At 66.4% G+C, this 17,766-nt stretch carries 20 protein-coding genes and 1 riboswitch; of the genes, 15 read left to right on the forward strand and 5 right to left on the reverse strand.

Annotated elements, in window-relative coordinates; all coding sequences use genetic code 11:
• Nucleotides 1–28: 28 nt before the first annotated feature.
• Nucleotides 29–607, reverse strand: a complete 579-nt coding sequence (locus tag DN387_RS02535) for a hypothetical protein (protein ID WP_043862542.1) — start codon at nucleotides 605–607, stop codon at nucleotides 29–31.
• Nucleotides 608–757: 150 nt separating this feature from the next.
• Nucleotides 758–980: riboswitch (cobalamin riboswitch) on the forward strand.
• Between the two features lie 134 nt (nucleotides 981–1,114).
• On the opposite strand from DN387_RS02535, the gene cobO reads away from it, so the two are divergent.
• The 14 genes from cobO (at nucleotide 1,115) to DN387_RS02605 (ending at nucleotide 13,611) form a co-directional block, all read left to right on the forward strand.
• Nucleotides 1,115–1,726 carry a cob(I)yrinic acid a,c-diamide adenosyltransferase gene (gene cobO, locus DN387_RS02540; protein WP_054914693.1) on the forward strand — a complete coding sequence of 204 codons (612 nt, stop codon included), beginning with the start codon at nucleotides 1,115–1,117 and terminating at the stop codon, nucleotides 1,724–1,726.
• On the forward strand, nucleotides 1,723–3,018 hold the full coding sequence (locus DN387_RS02545; protein ID WP_043862540.1) for a cobyrinate a,c-diamide synthase: 1,296 nt from the start codon (nucleotides 1,723–1,725) through the stop codon (nucleotides 3,016–3,018). The genes cobO and DN387_RS02545 overlap by 4 nt, the downstream gene beginning before the upstream one ends.
• Nucleotides 3,015–3,662, forward strand: a complete 648-nt coding sequence (gene bluB, locus DN387_RS02550; protein ID WP_043862539.1) for a 5,6-dimethylbenzimidazole synthase — start codon at nucleotides 3,015–3,017, stop codon at nucleotides 3,660–3,662. The genes DN387_RS02545 and bluB overlap by 4 nt, the downstream gene beginning before the upstream one ends.
• Nucleotides 3,662–4,570 carry an adenosylcobinamide-phosphate synthase CbiB gene (gene cbiB, locus DN387_RS02555; protein WP_054914692.1) on the forward strand — a complete coding sequence of 303 codons (909 nt, stop codon included), beginning with the start codon at nucleotides 3,662–3,664 and terminating at the stop codon, nucleotides 4,568–4,570. Before bluB ends, cbiB begins: the two co-directional genes overlap by 1 nt.
• Entirely contained in the window at nucleotides 4,563–5,555 is a 993-nt protein-coding gene (gene cobD / locus DN387_RS02560; protein WP_054914691.1) for a threonine-phosphate decarboxylase CobD, read from the forward strand. Before cbiB ends, cobD begins: the two co-directional genes overlap by 8 nt.
• On the forward strand, nucleotides 5,552–7,006 hold the full coding sequence (locus tag DN387_RS02565; protein WP_043862536.1) for a cobyric acid synthase: 1,455 nt from the start codon (nucleotides 5,552–5,554) through the stop codon (nucleotides 7,004–7,006). Before cobD ends, DN387_RS02565 begins: the two co-directional genes overlap by 4 nt.
• 1 nt (nucleotide 7,007) lies before the next feature.
• A complete protein-coding gene (gene cobU / locus DN387_RS02570; protein ID WP_054914690.1) occupies nucleotides 7,008–7,523 on the forward strand; it encodes a bifunctional adenosylcobinamide kinase/adenosylcobinamide-phosphate guanylyltransferase in 516 nt (171 codons plus the stop codon).
• 2 nt (nucleotides 7,524–7,525) lie between these two features.
• Entirely contained in the window at nucleotides 7,526–8,581 is a 1,056-nt protein-coding gene (cobT, locus tag DN387_RS02575; RefSeq protein ID WP_054914689.1) for a nicotinate-nucleotide--dimethylbenzimidazole phosphoribosyltransferase, read from the forward strand.
• Nucleotides 8,578–9,147, forward strand: coding sequence for an alpha-ribazole phosphatase family protein (cobC, locus tag DN387_RS02580; protein ID WP_054914688.1), 570 nt, complete (start codon nucleotides 8,578–8,580; stop codon nucleotides 9,145–9,147). Before cobT ends, cobC begins: the two co-directional genes overlap by 4 nt.
• The gene (locus DN387_RS02585) at nucleotides 9,147–9,875 is read left to right on the forward strand and encodes an adenosylcobinamide-GDP ribazoletransferase (RefSeq protein WP_054914687.1); all 729 of its coding nucleotides are present in this window, start codon (nucleotides 9,147–9,149) and stop codon (nucleotides 9,873–9,875) included. The genes cobC and DN387_RS02585 overlap by 1 nt, the downstream gene beginning before the upstream one ends.
• 122 nt (nucleotides 9,876–9,997) lie before the next feature.
• Nucleotides 9,998–11,191 (forward strand): glycoside hydrolase family 5 protein, encoded by a 1,194-nt coding sequence (locus DN387_RS02590; protein ID WP_054914686.1) that lies wholly within the window; start codon nucleotides 9,998–10,000, stop codon nucleotides 11,189–11,191.
• Nucleotides 11,192–11,231: 40 nt separating this feature from the next.
• A complete protein-coding gene (locus tag DN387_RS02595) occupies nucleotides 11,232–11,636 on the forward strand; it encodes a MarR family winged helix-turn-helix transcriptional regulator (protein ID WP_054914685.1) in 405 nt (134 codons plus the stop codon).
• 63 nt (nucleotides 11,637–11,699) lie between these two features.
• Nucleotides 11,700–12,908 carry an MFS transporter gene (locus DN387_RS02600; protein WP_043862529.1) on the forward strand — a complete coding sequence of 403 codons (1,209 nt, stop codon included), beginning with the start codon at nucleotides 11,700–11,702 and terminating at the stop codon, nucleotides 12,906–12,908.
• Between the two features lie 151 nt (nucleotides 12,909–13,059).
• The gene (locus DN387_RS02605; protein WP_054914684.1) at nucleotides 13,060–13,611 is read left to right on the forward strand and encodes a glutathione peroxidase; all 552 of its coding nucleotides are present in this window, start codon (nucleotides 13,060–13,062) and stop codon (nucleotides 13,609–13,611) included.
• Nucleotides 13,612–13,618: 7 nt separating this feature from the next.
• Here the strand turns inward: DN387_RS02605 and DN387_RS02610 are convergent, their stop codons facing one another.
• Nucleotides 13,619–13,885, reverse strand: a complete 267-nt coding sequence (locus tag DN387_RS02610; protein ID WP_043862527.1) for a DUF2798 domain-containing protein — start codon at nucleotides 13,883–13,885, stop codon at nucleotides 13,619–13,621.
• Nucleotides 13,886–13,998: 113 nt separating this feature from the next.
• On the opposite strand from DN387_RS02610, the gene DN387_RS02615 reads away from it, so the two are divergent.
• Nucleotides 13,999–14,934 carry a LysR family transcriptional regulator gene (locus DN387_RS02615; RefSeq protein WP_054914683.1) on the forward strand — a complete coding sequence of 312 codons (936 nt, stop codon included), beginning with the start codon at nucleotides 13,999–14,001 and terminating at the stop codon, nucleotides 14,932–14,934.
• A gap of 41 nt (nucleotides 14,935–14,975) precedes the next feature.
• On the opposite strand, the gene DN387_RS02620 is transcribed toward DN387_RS02615, so the two are convergent.
• The 3 genes from DN387_RS02620 to DN387_RS02630 form a co-directional block, all read right to left on the reverse strand.
• Nucleotides 14,976–16,250: an OmpP1/FadL family transporter gene (locus DN387_RS02620; RefSeq protein ID WP_043862525.1), complete on the reverse strand. Its 1,275-nt coding sequence runs from the start codon at nucleotides 16,248–16,250 to the stop codon at nucleotides 14,976–14,978.
• A gap of 144 nt (nucleotides 16,251–16,394) precedes the next feature.
• A complete protein-coding gene (locus DN387_RS02625; protein ID WP_054914682.1) occupies nucleotides 16,395–16,877 on the reverse strand; it encodes a hypothetical protein in 483 nt (160 codons plus the stop codon).
• A gap of 335 nt (nucleotides 16,878–17,212) precedes the next feature.
• Nucleotides 17,213–17,437 carry a hypothetical protein gene (locus DN387_RS02630; protein WP_043862639.1) on the reverse strand — a complete coding sequence of 75 codons (225 nt, stop codon included), beginning with the start codon at nucleotides 17,435–17,437 and terminating at the stop codon, nucleotides 17,213–17,215.
• Nucleotides 17,438–17,766 lie beyond the last annotated feature (329 nt).

The following is a 17,766-nucleotide window of genomic DNA, read 5'->3' on the forward strand; positions in this document are numbered from 1 at the left end:
ACGTCGGCGAGGTTCCCTCGACAGGGGCTCAGGCCTGCTTGAGCAGCAGCGCGATGCCGGGGTGGTAGCGGCCCACGTCGTCGTGCAGCTTGCGGTAGCCATAGGGGAACACCCAGGCGATGGCGCATGCATTGTGCTTCTGCAGGTCGTCGACCAGGTCCTGAAGCTCTTCGGGGCTGGCGTGTTGCCCGGCCTTGTACGGGCTGACGAACAGCGCGGCGACCTTGAGCTGGCTGGCATAGCCCACCAGGCGAGCCTGGGCGACGCTCTCCTGCAGGGCATCGGTGAGGTCGAGCTTGCCGACCCGTGGCCAGCGCTGGGTGGCTTGCAGGTAGGCGGTCTCTTCCTTGCTGGCGATCACCAGGTCGCAGTGCGCCGCACGCTCGCCTTCGTCGCGCTGCTTCTTGGTCTGCGCACCCTGCAAGGTCACCAGCTCCGCCTGCCAGGCCGCCGCGCCCAGCACGCCAAGGTTGCTTTGCACGCCTTGCCAGTAGGGGGCGTCGCTGTCGCCCAGGGTCTGGTTGTAGCGCTCCAGGCACTCGGCCCAACGTTCCAGGGCGGGGCGCAGGAACTCCAGACGCGGGTTGTTGATGATCAGACCTTGCATGCCGTGCTCCATTGTTATTGTGGATCGGAGAGGTGCGGATAATGGCTATGTGATATCACTGCAGTGAGTGTGACACAAGATGACATAAATGCCATTGATCCAGACCGCTTCGCAGCGCCTTTGATTGACGCTCATGGCCCAACCCTCTAACCTTCGCGACTTGTTTCAGGTGCTCTGCGGCCAAGGTGCCGGCAGGGTGAAACAGGGAAGCCGGTGGGCACGTGCAACGTGCGATTCCGGCGCTGCCCCCGCAACGGTAAATGAGTCGGGATCGCGCAGGGCCACTGGGTGCAACAGCCCGGGAAGGCGCGCGATCCGGGTCGATCAGACCCGCCCATGAGCCCGGAGACCGGCCTGTCACAGATCAACGGCATCACGGAGGGTGATGCGCGGTTCTCCCGGCCAGTGGCAGGGCCTGCGCGTTTTCCGTGTGCCATCGCCAACCTGCTGTCGCGCCGACTCGATCCCCCCGGTCCCTGTGCGCGCCAGTTGCCCACGGAGCCTCCGATGACCGACACCACCGATCGCGACGAACGCCATCTGGCGCGCATGCTGCGCAAAAAAGCGGTAATCGACGAACGCATTGCCAACTCGCCCAACGAATGCGGCCTGCTGCTGGTACTCAGCGGCAACGGCAAGGGCAAGAGCAGCTCGGCCTTCGGCATGCTGGCGCGGGCCCTGGGCCACGGCATGCAATGTGGCGTGGTGCAGTTCATCAAGGGCCGCAACAGCACCGGCGAGGAGCTGTTCTTCCGCCGCTTCCCCGAACAGGTGCGCTACCACGTGATGGGCGAGGGCTTTACCTGGGAAACCCAGGACCGCCAGCGCGACATCGCCGCCGCCGAGGCTGCCTGGGCGGTTTCGCGCCAGTTGCTGCAGGACCCGGCCATCGGTTTTGTAGTGCTCGATGAGCTCAACATCGCCCTCAAGCACGGCTACCTCGACCTCGACCAGGTGCTCGGCGACCTGCAGGCACGCCCACCGATGCAGCATGTGATCGTCACCGGCCGCGGCGCCAAGCCCGAGATGATCGAGCTGGCCGACACCGTGACCGAGATGGGCATGGTCAAGCATGCCTTCCAGGCCGGCATCCGTGCCCAGAAGGGCGTGGAACTATGAGGCAAACCCGTCATTGCCCGGCGGTGCTGATCGCGGCACCTGCATCTGGCCAGGGCAAGACCACGGTGACGGCCGCACTGGCGCGCCTGCACCGCAACCAGGGGCGCAAGGTCCGGGTGTTCAAGTGTGGCCCGGACTTTCTCGACCCGATGATTCTGGAGCGCGCCAGTGGCGCCCCGGTGTACCAGCTGGACCTGTGGATGGTCGGCGCCGAGGAAAGCCGGCGCCTGCTGTGGGAAGCCGCCGCCGACGCCGACCTGATCCTGATCGAAGGGGTGATGGGGCTGTTCGACGGTACGCCGTCCAGCGCCGACCTGGCGCGGCATTTCGGCGTGCCGGTGCTGGCGGTGATCGACGGCACGGCCATGGCCCAGACCTTCGGCGCGCTGGCCCTGGGCCTGGCGCGCTACCAGCCCGACCTGCCGTTTGCCGGCGTGCTGGCCAACCGTGTGGGCTCGCTGCGTCACGCGCAACTGCTCGAAGGCAGCCTGACCGAAGGCCTGCGCTGGTACGGCGGGCTGTCGCGGGAAACCGGCATCGAACTGCCCAGCCGCCACCTGGGCCTGGTGCAGGCCAGTGAACTGACCGACCTGGACCTGCGCCTGGACGCCGCCGCCAACGCCCTGGGCGACAGCTGCGAGTCGGCCCTGCCGCCGGCGGTGGCCTTCGATGCGCCGCAGCCGCGCAGCATCGAGCCACTGCTGGCCGGCGTGCGGATCGGCGTGGCGCGCGACGAAGCCTTCGCATTCACCTATGGCGCCAGCCTGGACCTGTTGCGCGAGATGGGCGCACAGCTGAGCTTCTTCTCGCCGATCCACGACCGCCTGCTGCCAGACTGCGACAGCCTGTACCTGCCCGGCGGCTACCCTGAGCTGCACCACCATGCGCTGGCCGCCAACACGCCGATGCTGGCGGCGATCCGGGCCCATCACCAGGCCGGCAAGCCCTTGCTGGCCGAATGCGGCGGCATGCTCTACCTGCTCGATGCACTGACCGATGTGGCCGGCGAACGGGCCGAACTGGCCGGCCTGCTGCCGGGCGAGGCGGTGATGCAGAAGCGCCTGGCGGCCCTGGCCCTGCAAGCGGTAGAGCTGCCCGAGGGCACCCTGCGCGGGCATACCTATCACCATTCGCTGACCAGCACCGCGCTCGAACCCATCGCCCGCGGGCAAAGCCCCAACGGCGGGCGCGGCGCCGAGGCGGTGTACCGTTGCGGCCGGCTGACGGCCTCGTATGTGCATTTCTACTTCCCGTCCAACCCGTCTGCGCTGGCGGCGCTGCTGGCACCATGAGCGACCAGGCCTTCAACGACGCCGAGCGCGCGGCGGTCTACCGCGCCATCGGCGAACGTCGCGACATGCGCCATTTCAGCGGCGGCGAGGTGGCCCCCGAGCTGCTGGCACGCCTGCTGCAGGCGGCGCACCAGGCCCCGAGCGTGGGTCTGATGCAGCCCTGGCGTTTCATCCGCATCACCCGTCGCGAGCTGCGCCAGCAGATCCAGGCGCTGGTGGAGCAGGAGCGGGTGCGCACCGCCGAGGCACTGGGGCAGCGTTCTGACGATTTCATGCGGCTCAAGGTCGAGGGCATCAACGATTGCGCCGAGGTGCTGGTGGCGGCGCTGATGGACGGGCGCGAGGCGCACATCTTCGGCCGTCGCACCTTGCCGGAAATGGACCTGGCCTCGCTGTCGTGCGCCATCCAGAACCTGTGGCTGGCGGCCCGTGCCGAGGGCCTGGGCATGGGCTGGGTGTCGCTGTTCGAACCGCAGGCACTGGCCGACCTGCTGGGCATGCCGGCCGGTGCCAAACCGCTGGCGGTACTGTGCCTGGGCCCGGTCGAGGCGTTCTACGAGGCGCCCATGCTGGTGCTCGAAGGCTGGGCCCGCGAGCGGCCATTGAGCGAGATGCTCTACGAAAACCATTGGGGAGAGCGTTGATGAGTGTGGCCTTGCTGAGTGTGGCCGGGGTGGCGCTGGATGCCTTGCTGGGCGAGCCCCGGCGTGCGCACCCGCTGGTCGCGTTCGGCCGTTATGCCGGACGCCTGGAACAACGCTTCAATGCCGGCGGTCGTGGCTGGCGCAGCCATGGCGTCACCGCGTGGTTTCTGGCGGTGGTGCCCCTGACTTTGCTGGTGACTGTGCTGTCGTGGCTGCCCTACATCGGCTGGCTGGTGGAGATACTGGCGCTGTACTGCGCGCTGGGCCTGCGTAGCCTTGGCGAACATGTACGGCCCGTGGCCGAGGCGCTGCGTGGCGGCGACCTGGACGAAGCGCGCCGCCGCGTGGGCTACCTGGTCAGCCGTGAAACCGACGAACTGGATGACACCGCCGTGGCGCGTGCCGCCACCGAATCGGTGCTGGAGAACGGTAGTGATGCAGTGTTCGCCGCCCTGTTCTGGTTCGTGGTGGCGGGGGCGCCAGGTGTGGTGCTGTATCGCCTGAGCAATACCCTGGATGCCATGTGGGGCTATCGCAACGAGCGCTTCGAGCGCTTTGGCTGGGCCGCAGCGCGCATCGACGATCTGCTCAACTATATTCCGGCGCGGCTGGTGGCCCTGACCTACGCGGTGCTGGGCAGGACGCGCCTGGCACTGAGCTGCTGGCGCCGTCAGGCGCCGTTGTGGGACAGCCCCAACGCCGGCCCGGTGATGTCAGCTGGCGCCGGTGCGCTGGGTGTCGAGCTGGGCGGCGCGGCGGTGTACCACGGCGAGCTGCACCAGCGCCCGCAACTGGGCGTAGGCCCGCCGGCCGATGCCGACGCCATCGAGCGTGGTTGGCAACTGGTGTGCAAGGGCGTGTGGTTGTGGTTGCTGCTGTTGTGCGTGGGGGCGCAATTCTATGCTTGAACACGGTGGTCGTTTGCAACGGGCGGTGCTGGAGTACGGCATCGCAGTGCAGGACTGGGTCGACCTGTCCAGCGGCATCGCGCCGTGGCCCTTCGCGATCCCCGAGATCCCGTTGCGCGCCTGGGCACGCCTGCCCGAAACCGACGATGGCCTGGAGCAGGCGGCCCGCGAGTACTACGGCGTGCCGCAACTGCTGCCGGTGGCCGGGTCCCAGGCCGCCATCCAGGCCCTGCCGCGCTTGCGTCGCAGTGGCAAGGTCGGTGTGCTGTCGCCGTGCTACGCCGAACATGCCGAGGGCTGGCGGCGCGCCGGGCACCGCGTGCGTGAAGTCGGCGAGGCCGAGGTGGAGTTCTTTCTCGACAGCCTCGATGTGCTGGTGGTGGTCAACCCCAACAACCCCACCGGGCGTCTGTTGAGCGCCGAGCGCCTGCTGGGCTGGCACGCCCGCCTGGCCCAGCGCGGTGGCTGGCTGGTGGTGGATGAAGCGTTCATGGACAACACCCCGCAACACAGCATCGCCGCCGAAACCTGGCGCAACGGGCTGATCGTGCTGCGCTCGTTCGGCAAGTTCTTCGGCCTGGCCGGTGTACGCCTGGGCTTCGTGCTGGCCGAACGCCAACTGCTGCAGCTGCTGGCCGAACAACTGGGGCCCTGGTCGATCGCCGGGCCCACGCGTGTGCTGGGCCAGGCCTGCCTGCTCGACCATGGCGCCCAGCAGCGCCAGATCACCCGCTGCGCCGAGGCCAGCGCACGCCTGGCGCAGGTACTCGATGCTGCCGGCTTCACGCCGGCCGGCGGCTGCGACCTGTTCCAGTACCTGGAGCTTGCCCACGCCGCGCAGTTGCACCAGTTCATGGCGCGGCGCGGCATCCTGCTGCGCCTGTTCGAGCACCTGGGCAGCCTGCGTTTCGGCCTGCCGGCCACCGACACCGATTGGCAGCGCCTGGTCCAGGCGCTGGACGACTACCGCAAGGAACACCCATGACCACCCTGATGGTGCAAGGCACCACCTCCGATGCCGGCAAGAGCACCCTGGTGACCGCGCTGTGCCGCTGGCTGGCGCGCCAGGGCGTGGGTGTCGTGCCGTTCAAGCCGCAGAACATGGCACTCAACAGTGCGGTGACGGCCGACGGCGGCGAAATCGGCCGCGCCCAGGCGGTGCAGGCCCAGGCCGCCGGGCTGGCGCCGCACACCGACATGAACCCGGTACTGCTCAAGCCCAACAGCGAGACCGGAGCCCAGGTGATCGTGCATGGCCGCGCGGTCACCAGCATGAACGCGGTGGCCTATCACGACTACAAGGCCATCGCCATGCAGGCGGTACTGGCCTCGCACCAGCGCCTGAGCGACGCCTACCCGGTGGTGATGGTGGAGGGCGCGGGCTCGCCGGCCGAAATCAACCTGCGGGCCGGGGACATCGCCAACATGGGGTTTGCCGAGGCGGTCGACTGCCCGGTGATCCTGATCGCCGATATCAACCGCGGCGGGGTGTTCGCACACCTGGTCGGCACACTGGAGCTGCTGTCGCCCAGCGAGCAGGCGCGGGTCAAGGGCTTCGTGATCAACCGCTTTCGTGGCGACATCGCCCTGCTGCAGCCCGGCCTGGACTGGCTCGAGGCGCGTACCGGCAAGCCGGTGCTGGGCGTGCTGCCGTATGTGCTGGACCTGCATCTGGAGGCCGAGGATGGCCTGGACCGGCGCCAGGGCCAGAAAGCCGCGCAGGTGCTCAAGGTGATCGTGCCGGTGCTGCCGCGCATCAGCAACCATACCGACTTCGACCCGCTGCGCCTGCATCCGCAGGTGGATCTGCAGTTCATCGGGCCGGGCGACGCGATACCGCCGGCCGACCTGATCATCCTGCCAGGCTCCAAGAGCGTGCGCAGCGACCTGGCGCACCTGCGCGAGCGCGGCTGGGAAGAGGCGATAACCCGCCACCTGCGCTACGGCGGCAAACTGCTGGGCATCTGTGGTGGCCTGCAGATGCTCGGGACCCACGTGCATGACCCACTGGGCCTGGAAGGCGCCGCCGGCAGCAGCGCGGGCCTGGGCTGGCTGGACTACAGCACGCAACTGGAGGCCGAGAAGCAGCTGCGCAATGTCAGCGGCACGCTGAACCTGGAGCAGGCGCCCGTCAGTGGCTACGAGATCCATGCCGGGGTCACCCGCGGGCCGGCGCTGGCGCAGCCCGCCGTACAGTTGGCCGACGGTCGCAGCGATGGCGCGGTCAGCGCCGACGGGCAGATCCTGGCCACCTACCTGCACGGCCTGTTCGAGTCGCCGCATTCGTGCACGGCGCTGCTGCGCTGGGCTGGCCTGAACGATGTGCAGCAGGTGGACTACCATGCTCTGCGTGAACTGGACATCGAACGCCTGGCCGACCTGGTGGACACGCACCTGGACGGCGCCCGGCTTCGTCAACTCTGCGGGCTGGACTGACATGCTCAAGCTGATTCTTGGCGGCGCCCGATCGGGCAAGAGCCGCCTGGCCGAACAATACGCCGTCGACAGCGCGCTGGCGGTGACCTATATCGCCACCAGCGAGCCGCTGGACGGTGAAATGAATGCACGCGTGCAACTGCACCGTGCGCGTCGCCCTGCCGAGTGGGCGCTGATCGAGGAGCCGCTGGCGCTGGCGCGGGTGCTGCGCGAAACCGCCGCGCCCGAGCGTTGCCTGCTGGTGGACTGCCTGACCCTGTGGCTGACCAACCTGCTGATGCTCGAAGACCCCGAGCGCCTGGCCGCCGAGCGCGATGCACTGCTGGACTGCCTGGCGCAGTTGCCGGGTGAAATCATCCTGGTCAGCAACGAGACCGGCCTGGGCGTGGTGCCCATGGGCGAGCTGACCCGTCGTTACGTCGATGAAGCCGGCTGGCTGCATCAGGCCATTGCCGAACGTTGCCAGCACGTGGTGCTGACCGTTGCCGGCCTGCCACTTACGCTCAAGGGAGCCTGAACATGAGTCAAAACTGGTGGCAGAACGCGTGTCAGCCGATCAACCTGACTGTGCGCGAACAGGCGCTGGAGCGCCAGCGCGAGCTGACCAAGCCAGCCGGCTCACTGGGCCGGCTGGAGCAGGTTGCGGTGGAGCTGGCGGGCTTGCAGGGCAAGCTCAAGCCTGGCGTGCGGCAGGTATGGATCGCGATTTTCGCGGGCGATCACGGCGTGGTGGCCGAGGGGGTTTCGGCCTATCCGCAGGTGGTCACGCGGCAGATGCTGCAGAACTTCGTCGGCGGCGGCGCAGCCATCAGCGTGCTGGCCCGCCAGTTGGGTGCGCAGCTGGAGGTGGTCGACCTGGGGACGGTCGACCTGACCCTGGAACTTGCCGGTGTACGCCATCTGCGCATCGGGGCGGGCACCGCCAACTTCGCCCAGGTGCCGGCAATGACCACCGAGCAGGGGCGCCTGGCGCTGCAGGCCGGGCGCGAGAGCGCCTTGCGTGCGCGTGATGCCGGGGCGCAACTGTTCATCGGCGGCGAAATGGGCATCGGCAACACGGCCTCTGCCAGTGCGGTGGCCAGTGCATTGCTCAAATGCACCCCTGGCGAGCTGACCGGCCCCGGCACTGGCCTGAATGCTGCCGGTGTCGAACACAAGACCCGCGTGATCGAACGCGCGCTGCTCACCCACGCGGCGCTGGCCGACGACCCATTGGAGCAGCTGTTGTGCTTTGGCGGCTTCGAGATTGCCGCGCTGGTGGGGGCGTACCTGGCGTGCGCGCAGCAAGGCATCGTGGTGCTGGTGGACGGTTTTATCTGCACCGTGGCGGCGCTGGTTGCAACGCGCATCAACCCCGGTTGCCGGGCCTGGCTGCTGTTCGGTCATCGCGGCGCCGAGCCCGGGCACCAGCGGGTGCTCGAAGCGTTGCAGGCGCAACCGCTGCTGGAGCTGGGCCTGCGCCTGGGCGAGGGCAGCGGGGCGGCGCTGGCGGTACCGCTGCTGCGCATGGCCTGCGACCTGCACGGGCAGATGGCGACCTTCGCCGAGGCGGCGGTGGCGGACCGCGATACATGATCGTCGACCTGCTGCGTCATGGTGAAACCGAACTGGGCGGTGGGCTGCGCGGCAGCCTGGACGACGCGCTGACCGAACTTGGCTGGGCGCAGATGCGTGCGGCTGTGGTCGAGGGCGGGCCGTGGACGCGGATCATCAGCTCGCCGCTGCAGCGCTGCGCGCGATTCGCCGAAGAACTTGCCGATCAGGTGCGCGTGCCCATGCAACTGGAGGCCGGCCTGCAGGAGCTGCACTTCGGCGACTGGGAGGGGCGCAGCACCGCCGACCTCATGCTTACCGACGAACAGGGCCTGGGGCTGTTCTGGGCCGACCCTTATGCCTTCACGCCGCCGGGTGGCGAGCCGGTCACGGCGTTTGCCGAGCGGGTGCTGGCGGCCATGGCGCGGGCGTATCAGGCCCACGCCGGCGAGCGCGTGCTGCTGGTGACCCACGGCGGCGTGATGCGCCTGCTGCTGGCCCGTGCCCGCGGCCTGCCGCGCGAGCAGCTGCTGCAGGTGGTGGTCGGGCACGGCGCGGTGCACCGTCTGCATTGCGCGGCCGACGGTCGTTTCACGGAAGCCGCCTGATGCAGGCGTTCTGGATTGCCCTGCAGTTTCTCAGCAGCCTGCCGGTGCGCCTGGCGGGCATGCCCGCGCCCGAGCAGATGGGGCGCTCCCTGCTGTGCTACCCGCTGGTGGGGCTGTTGTTCGGCGGGGTGCTGTGGGCCGCCAGCGCGCTGCTGGCGGGCAGCCCGCCGATGCTGCAGGCCGCCCTGCTGCTGTGCGTCTGGGTGTGGTTGAGCGGTGCGTTGCACCTGGATGGCCTGGCCGACAGCGCCGATGCCTGGCTGGGCGGGTTCGGCGATCGCGAACGCACCCTGACGATCATGAAGGACCCGCGCAGCGGGCCGATTGCGGTGGTGACGCTGGTACTGGTGCTGCTGCTCAAGTTCTGCGCGTTGCTCGCGCTGGTCGACAGCGGGCAGGCGGTGGGCCTGCTACTGGCACCGGTACTGGGGCGGGCGGCGATGCTGGGGTTGTTCCTGTGCACGCCGTATGTGCGCGCAGGCGGCCTGGGACAGGCGCTGGCCGAGCATCTGCCGCGTGGCGAAGCCAAAACCGTCTTGCTGGCTACCGGTTTGGGGTGCCTGGTGCTGGCGGGATGGAACGGTATCCTGGCCGTGGGCGTGGCGCTGCTGGTGTTCGCGCTGCTGCGCCAGGTGATGCTCAAGCGCCTGGGGGGCACCACCGGGGATACAGCAGGGGCGTTGCTGGAGCTGCTGGAGCTGGCGGTGGTGGTAAGCCTGGCACTCTGAAGGGGCTGTCAGGAGCTCTTCGCTGCGGTCATGAATCTGTAGTGTTTTGCAACTGAATGCAGCACGTGGTCAGCCTTCGCAGGCGCTAGCCTTACGTCCCTCTGTCTTTGCGGGGTGCCCCGATGCGCAACCAACTGCTGGCCTGCCTTATCGCCTGTTCGTCCCTGCCGGCCCACGCCGCCGACCTGATCGACTTCTGGAACACGCCGCGCCATGGCGGCAACAGCTTCAACCGCCTGCCGCCCGACCAGGCCTATTTCGAGGCGCTGCACGGCTACGGGGCGAGCTGGGTGCGGTTGTCCTATGACAAGTGGCAAGCGGCGCAGCGTGATTTTCTGCTCGGTAATGCCGATACCTACCAAGGGCTGCCGGCCACCGACCTTGCCACGCTCAAGGCCACCCTGGACCGCGCGCACGCCGCAGGCCTCAAGGTCGTTATCACGCCCCTCTCATTGCCCGGCATGCGCTGGGCACAGAACAACGCCGGCCAGTTCGATGACCGGCTCTGGCAGGACAAGGCCTACTGGGCCCAGGCCGCCGACTTCTGGCGTGACCTGGCGCGGGCGCTCAAGGACCATCCGGCGGTGGCGGCCTACAACCTGATCAACGAACCGGCGCCCGAGAAACTCGGCGGCCTGGCCGAGCACGCCAGCGCCGAGCAGATGCGCGCCTGGTACCGACAGCAGCAGGGCAGCACCCGCGACCTGCCGGCGCTGTATCGCCAGTTGGTGGCGGCGATACGCGAAGTCGATCCACTCACCCCGATCATGCTCGATGCCGGCTGGTACGCCGCGGCCGATGCCTTCGAGTACTGGCCTGGCGCGCTCGACGACCAGCGCCTGCTCTACAGCTTTCACATGTACGAACCCTACGCGGCCACCAGCGCGCCCAACCTGGAGCGCGCCACGCCCTATGCCTACCCTGGGCCCGCGCCCTTTGGCGGCAGCGTTGCGCAATGGAACAAGGCCCGGGTGCAGCAGTATCTGCAGCGCCCGCTGGACTGGGCCGGCAGGCACGCGGTGCCGGCCAATCGCCTGGTGGCCGGCGAGTTCGGCTGCATGCGCCGCTGGGCGGGCTGTACCACCTATCTGGAGGATGTACTGGGCACCCTAGATCGCCAGCAGGTGCACTGGGCCTTCTACAGCTTTCGCGAAGACAGCTGGGACGGGATGGACTACGAGCTGGGCAGCGCCAAAGTGCCGTGGGCTTATTGGCAGGCGATCGAAAAGGGCCTGCCGGACCCGCTCAAGCGCACGCCCTCCAGCCTGTTGGAACCGATTCGAAAACGCCTTGCCCTCAATGGCGCACCCCACTGAACGCTTGCATCCTGATAACTACGGGTATATACACGCATCTATGTTGAAGAGCCATTGCATCTGTACTCATCTGCGCCGGGCCGCCCGTGGGGTCAGCCGGCACTATGACGAAGCCCTTGTGGGCTTCGGCATCAATGTCGCCCAGTTTTCCCTGCTGCGGCATCTGCAGCGTCTCGATCAGCCCAGCATCTCGGTGCTGGCCGAGTCCATGGGCCTGGATCGCAGCACGCTGGGTCGCAACGTGCGGGTGCTGGAAGCCGACGGCCTGGTGGCGTTGGCCGAAGGTGCCGACTTGCGTAACCGCATCGTACTGCTGACGGAGAAGGGCCTGGCGCGCCTGGTGGCCGCCACGCCTGCCTGGGAGCAGGCCCAGGATGCCCTGGTGAGCAACCTGGGCGAAGGTCAGCGCGATGAACTGGTGCGCCTGTTGGAACAGTTGGCTTGAGCGTATTACACCAATAAGCGGGTATATACCCGTGTAACCTTGCGGCGGTCTGGGAGAACAAGAATGACATCGGTATGGCGCACGAGCGGTTGGGTGCTGTTGGGGGCGGCGCTGATCCTAGCATTGTCGCTGGGGGTGCGGCATGGCTTCGGCCTGTTCCTGGCGCCGATGAGCGCCGAATTCGGCTGGGGGCGCGAAGTGTTCGCCTTCGCCATCGCCTTGCAGAACCTGATCTGGGGCCTGGCCCAGCCGTTTGCCGGTGCCCTGGCCGATCGCCTGGGCGCGGCCAAGGTGGTGATCATCGGCGGCATTCTCTACGCCGTGGGGCTGGTGATGATGGGCATGGCGGACTCGGCGTGGTCACTGTCGCTCAGTGCCGGGCTGCTGATCGGCATCGGCCTGTCGGGCACCTCGTTCTCGGTGATCCTGGGTGTGGTAGGACGTGCCGTGCCGGCAGACAAGCGCAGCATGGCCATGGGCATCGCCAGCGCCGCAGGCTCCTTCGGCCAGTTCGCGATGCTGCCGGGCACCCTGGGCCTGATCGGCTGGCTGGGCTGGTCGGCGGCATTGCTGGTGCTGGGCCTGCTGGTGGCCTTCATCGTGCCGCTGGTGGGCATGCTGCGCGATAACCCGCTGCCCAGCCAGGGGCACGAACAGACCCTGATGCAGGCGCTGCGCGAAGCCTGTTCGCACTCGGGCTTCTGGTTGCTGGCGCTGGGCTTTTTCGTGTGCGGTTTCCAGGTGGTGTTCATCGGCGTGCACCTGCCGGCCTACCTGGTCGACCAGCACCTGCCGGCCACCATCGGCACCACGGTGCTGGCACTGGTCGGGCTGTTCAATATCGTCGGCACCTACACCGCCGGCTGGCTGGGCGGGCGCATGTCCAAGCCGCGCCTGTTGACCACCCTGTACCTGCTGCGGGCGGTGGTGATCGTGCTGTTCCTGTGGGCGCCGGTGACCCAGTTCAGCGCCTACCTGTTCGGTATCGCCATGGGCCTGCTGTGGCTGTCGACGGTGCCGCTGACCAACGGCACCGTCGCCACCCTGTTCGGGGTGCGCAACCTGTCCATGCTGGGCGGCATCGTCTTTCTGTTCCATCAGTTGGGCGCATTCCTGGGCGGCTGGCTGGGCGGTGTGGTGTACGACCGTACCGGCAACTATGACCTGGTGTGGCAGATCTCGATCCTGCTCAGCCTGCTGGCTGCCGCGCTCAACTGGCCGGTGCGCGAGCGCCCGGTGGCGCGGCTGCAGGCGCGGCCGGAGGCGGCATGACCGCGCGCCTGGTAGCGTTGGTGCTGGCTGGCCTGGTGCTGGCGCTGGTGTGGTGGGGCTGGCACCAGGGTGGTCTGGCGCTGATGCAGTTGGGCATGGGCGTGTGCTAGGCGTAAGCTGAACCCCTGCACTCAGGCAAGGGAGACGCACCATGTACGCACGCTGGCTGTTGGTACCGCTATTGATCCTGGTTGGTTCGGGGGCCGTGCTGGCCGCCGACTGCCCGGCCTTGCTGCAGGGCGAGTTGCCCAAGCTGCGCGCCAAGGAACAGGTGAACCTGTGCGAGCGCTTCGCCGGCAAGCCGCTGGTGGTGATCAACACCGCCAGCTATTGCGGCTTCGCGCCGCAATTCGAAGGGCTCGAGAGCACCTACAAGGCTTATCACGGGCAGGGCCTGGAAATGCTCGGGGTGCCGTCCAACGACTTCAAGCAGGAAGACGCCGACAGCGAGAAGACCGCCAAGGTGTGCTATGCCAACTACGGCGTGACCTTCACCATGACCGAGCCACAGAAGGTGCGCGGCGACGACGCCACGCCGCTGTTTCGCGAGCTGGCCAGGCAGAGCAATGCGCCCAGGTGGAATTTCTACAAGTATGTGGTCGATCGTCAGGGCAAGGTGGTGGCCAGCTTCTCCAGCCTGACCAAGCCGGACGACCCGGCGTTCAGGGCTGCCATCGAGAAGGCCATCGCCTCGCAGCCCTGAGGCGGGCTCAGGCCTTGCCCGGGTGGACGGTCCAGGCCACCAGCTTGAGCACGATCGGCCGTACCACCAGCACGCAGGCGAAGGCCACCGGCATGGCCAGCTGGTAGGCCTTGAGCACATTGGCCAGGTAATGCTCGCCGACGCCGCTGTTGGCGGCGGTGATCACGAAGCACATCAACAGCGCCATGATCGACGACATGTAGAACGCGAATACGTAGGGGGTGGCGCGTACGCCGAGTTTCAGGCGTGGGCGAGGGCGGGTCTGGCTGGTCATGCAGGCTCCTGAGGGTAGGGGAGGCGCCAGACTAGCAGGCTGCCAGGGTACGAGGTAGACGACGCCGGCTTAGGTCTTTATAAAGAGAACCTTACGAATCCTGGAGTTTGGCCGTGAACCTGTTGGGCTCGATACGCAGTTTCATCAAGGTGGTCGAGGCTGGCAGCATCGCCGGTGGGGCCCGCACCCTGGGCTTGAGCGCCGCCGCAGTGAGCCAGAACATCGCGCGCCTGGAAGCCCATCTGCAAGTGCGCCTGCTGGCCCGCACCACCCGCAGCATGGCGTTGACGCCCAATGGTCGCGCCTATTACGACAAGGTCAGGCATGTGGAGCGTGATCTGGAGCTGGCGCAGCTGGCCGTCACGGCCGATGACGGCGAACCCCAGGGCCGGTTGTGCATCTCCTCTTCTTCGGCCTTCGCGCGCTATGTGCTGGCGCCCCTGATGCCGGCATTCAACCTGCGCTATCCGCAGCTTTCAATTGAATTGCTTACGAGCGACCGGCGTGTGGACCACGCGCGCGAGTCGATTGACGTGAGTGTGCGCATCACCCCCCAGCTGGAAGACGGCCTGCTGGCGCGGCACGTTGCCCAGATCCCGTTCATCTGTTGCGCAGCGCCTGCCTACCTGGAGCGTGCCGGCCGGCCCGGCACCCCGGAAGCCTTGAAGGGGCATCGCTGCCTGGTGTTCCGTTACCCGGTGGACGGCCGCTTTCTGCGGTGGGGCTTTGTGCGTGACGGCCTGCGTTTCGATGCCGAGTTCGGGGATGTGTCGATCAGCGATGACATCGACGTGCTGGCGCAGATGGCGGTGATGGGGGGTGGGATCGTGCGCCTGGCCGAGTTCGTGGCGCGGCCTTACCTGGAGAACGGGCAACTGGTGCCGCTGTTCGAATATGCCCAACCCCACCAGGCCTATGCACAGACCTCGCCCATGGACATCTACCTGTGCGTGGCCGACCGCTCGGCGCTGACGCCCAAGGTGCGGGCCTTCATGGCGTATGTGGAGGACTGCCTGGCGCAGGCCTGGCGCGTGCGCGCGCGGGCATAAAAAAACCGCCTTTGGAAGGCGGTTTTTTCATGCAACAGCGATCAGAAGCGGTAGGTCAGCGAAGCACCCAGGCCGTGTGCACTGTTTTCGTACTTGGCGTTGTACGAGCCCTTGAACGAAGGGTCGGTGATGGCGGTGCTCTGGTGAATCTTGACGTCTTCTTCCATCAGGTACGAGTAGGCCACGTCGATGGTCATGTCGTCGCTCGGGTTCCAGCCTGCCCCCAGGCTGAACACCTTGCGGTCGCCGGTTGGGATGCGTGGCGAACGGTTCTGGTTGTTGGCTGGCGACTGGTCGACGGAGAAGCCGGCGCGCAGGGTCCATTCCTTGTTCAGCTTGTAGGCAGCGCCGATGGCGTGGGCCCAGGTGTCGTGCCAGTTCTGTTCTTCGGCGATCTGGCCCAGTGCCGGTGCCAGTGGCCCGGTGCCCTCGTTGTTGACCACGATGGACTCCAGGCGGCTCCAGCGTGTCCAGGTGCTGCCCGCGTACAGGGTCCAGTTGTCATCCAGTTCGTGGGTGACCGAGAAGTCGACCGACTCGGGGGTCTTGATCTTCAGCGAGGCGTCGAACTTGCTGCCGCTGAACGGGCCGAAGCCCGGGCCGCTGATCTTGGTGTCGCCCTTGAGCTTGTAGTCGACCATCGAGTGGTAGGTCAGGCCGACGCGGGTTCTGTCGGTGGCCTGCACCATCACGCCGATGTTGTAGCCGACGGCGGTGTCGTCACCGGTGATCTTGACCTTGCCGTCGTTGCTGCCTGGGGTGGCGCGGTTCAGCGCGGCGGACTCCAGGGTGCCGTCGATACGGTTGATGGTCGGGCCGAAACCGATCGAGACCTTGTCGTTGAAGGCGTAGCTGATGGTCGGTTGCAGGGTCACGACCTGAACTTCGCTCTTGCTGCCGAAGTAGCGGCCGGCAAAGCCGTGCTCGTAGTCGGTGATCAGGCCGAAAGGCACGTAGACCCCGAAGCCGAATGCCCAGTGGTCATCGATCGGCTTGACGTAGTAGCCCATCGGTACGCCAACCACGGGGACCATGTCGCCGTCGTTGCTGCCGCCGAAGGTGCCGCTGCCCTTGATGTCGGACTTGGCAATGATGGCCGCGCCGCCGACGGTCACTTGTTCGCGTTTGAGGCGGGACATGCCGGCAGGGTTGCCAAACACGGTGCTGGCGTCATCGGCAGAAGAAGAACGACCCGCGAAACCTGTGCCCATGCCGCTGATGCTTTGCTCGTTGAGGGCAAAACCGCTGGCGAAGAGTTGAGTTGATGCGAAAGCGACAGCGAGGCCGAGTGAGGATTTGAGTATTACTTTTTTCATTATTAGAACTCCATGGGATCACCGGAGCGCAAAGTATCAATAATTTTGGACGTGCGCTATAGGCTCTAAATCAGGAGATACCGCGTTTTTGTAGGACAATCCGACCAGATTCGCTGATTTTATCCGGTTGTTTGAAAATGGTTCTCAGCAGGCCTGGAGTGCCGGTTTGCCGACGCATGCCTGCCAGGCCTGGGTGAAGTCGCGTAAACGGGCGTGGGGCTGGAATGTTTGACGCCAGATTCTTGCGAGACCTAGCAGGTCGTCGGATTCTGGTAGCGGCAGCGCCTTTTCTTCGACCAGCATCCAGGCGATGGCAGTGGCGTAGCGCAGGTTGACGGTCAGTTCCAGGTGCGGGCCGCTGAGGAACGCGTGCTGGCTGGCGAGGCCGCGGACCAGGCTGGCCAGTTCGGGGTCGTGGGCCAGGAACTGGTCCCAGATCGATTGGTGGCGCAGTTCGCCGATGCGGTACAGGCCGTGGCCACGGCGGTCGTGCAGGGCCGAACCCATGCCCGACTGGCTGGCTGCGATGCCCAGCAGCAGGGCTTCGGCGCTGGGGCAGTAGCGGCCCAGGTACAACAGGGTGGGGCGGATGACGAATTCACTCAACTCGCTCGCGGCGATAGCCATAATGCCCTCGAACTTCGTAAATGGCCGGCGGGACGCTGGTGCTTGGCAGCAGGTGGGTCGGGGTCAGGCCCGCCGGAAGCGGGCAAGGCCGCTTGAGTTGAAGTGTAGTGTCATATCTATGCTGTAAAGGACTGTTTTTAAATCGATTGTGGTGGCTTGGCATAACCCATATGACGCTTGGGTATTAGGCCGTGGGGGTTAAAGCGCTTTCGGTGGTTGGGGTTTGGCCAATGAATCCGGGCCTTGCAGAGGGCAGGTCGAGCGCGGCGGTCACTGAATTTCAGGCATAAAAAAGCCCCGCCAATCGGCAGGGCTTCTTGCGTCTCAGACGACCATCAGGCAACCAGTGCCTGGCGAGTCCGGTCAATCACCGCTTGCAGCGGCTCAGCACTCTCGTACTGCTCCGGATACAGACGCTCGCTGTGACGAGCAATGCCGTGTTCATTGACCAGGGTAAAGCTGAAGCTGCCCTTGCGCGCCGCATGGATCATGCAGTTCAACGGGGCAAATGCCTGGCTAAGGGTGCGAATGGCAGCCTGAGTATGGATGGATGTATTCATAGTTATTAGATGTTCCTGCAAAAGACACAGCATAAGAGCCGTGTTCATATAAAACGTTCCAGTAACGCAAAGCTTTAGGGCTAGAGCGAAGAACCTGACTGGAACAGGGCAGCCAGAGGTAAGCGCATTGATTAGGTGGCGCCAGGGCTGACTGGTAGGTACTAGGAAGACAGGCAACACGTCAGGGCTAAGGTTCTGCGCCGCTGTGTGAAGATCCTGTTCAATCTGCAGGGTGACTCGCCAAGAGTAGGTAATGGTTACCTGGGAGTCATCAAGTGGGCCGGTCCTGGTTTCAACAGGTGCTGTTCCGTTGTCGGATCAGGACGCTG

The organism is Pseudomonas sp. FBF18 (genome assembly GCF_024261405.1).
In the GTDB taxonomy this organism is placed as follows: domain Bacteria; phylum Pseudomonadota; class Gammaproteobacteria; order Pseudomonadales; family Pseudomonadaceae; genus Aquipseudomonas; species Aquipseudomonas palmensis.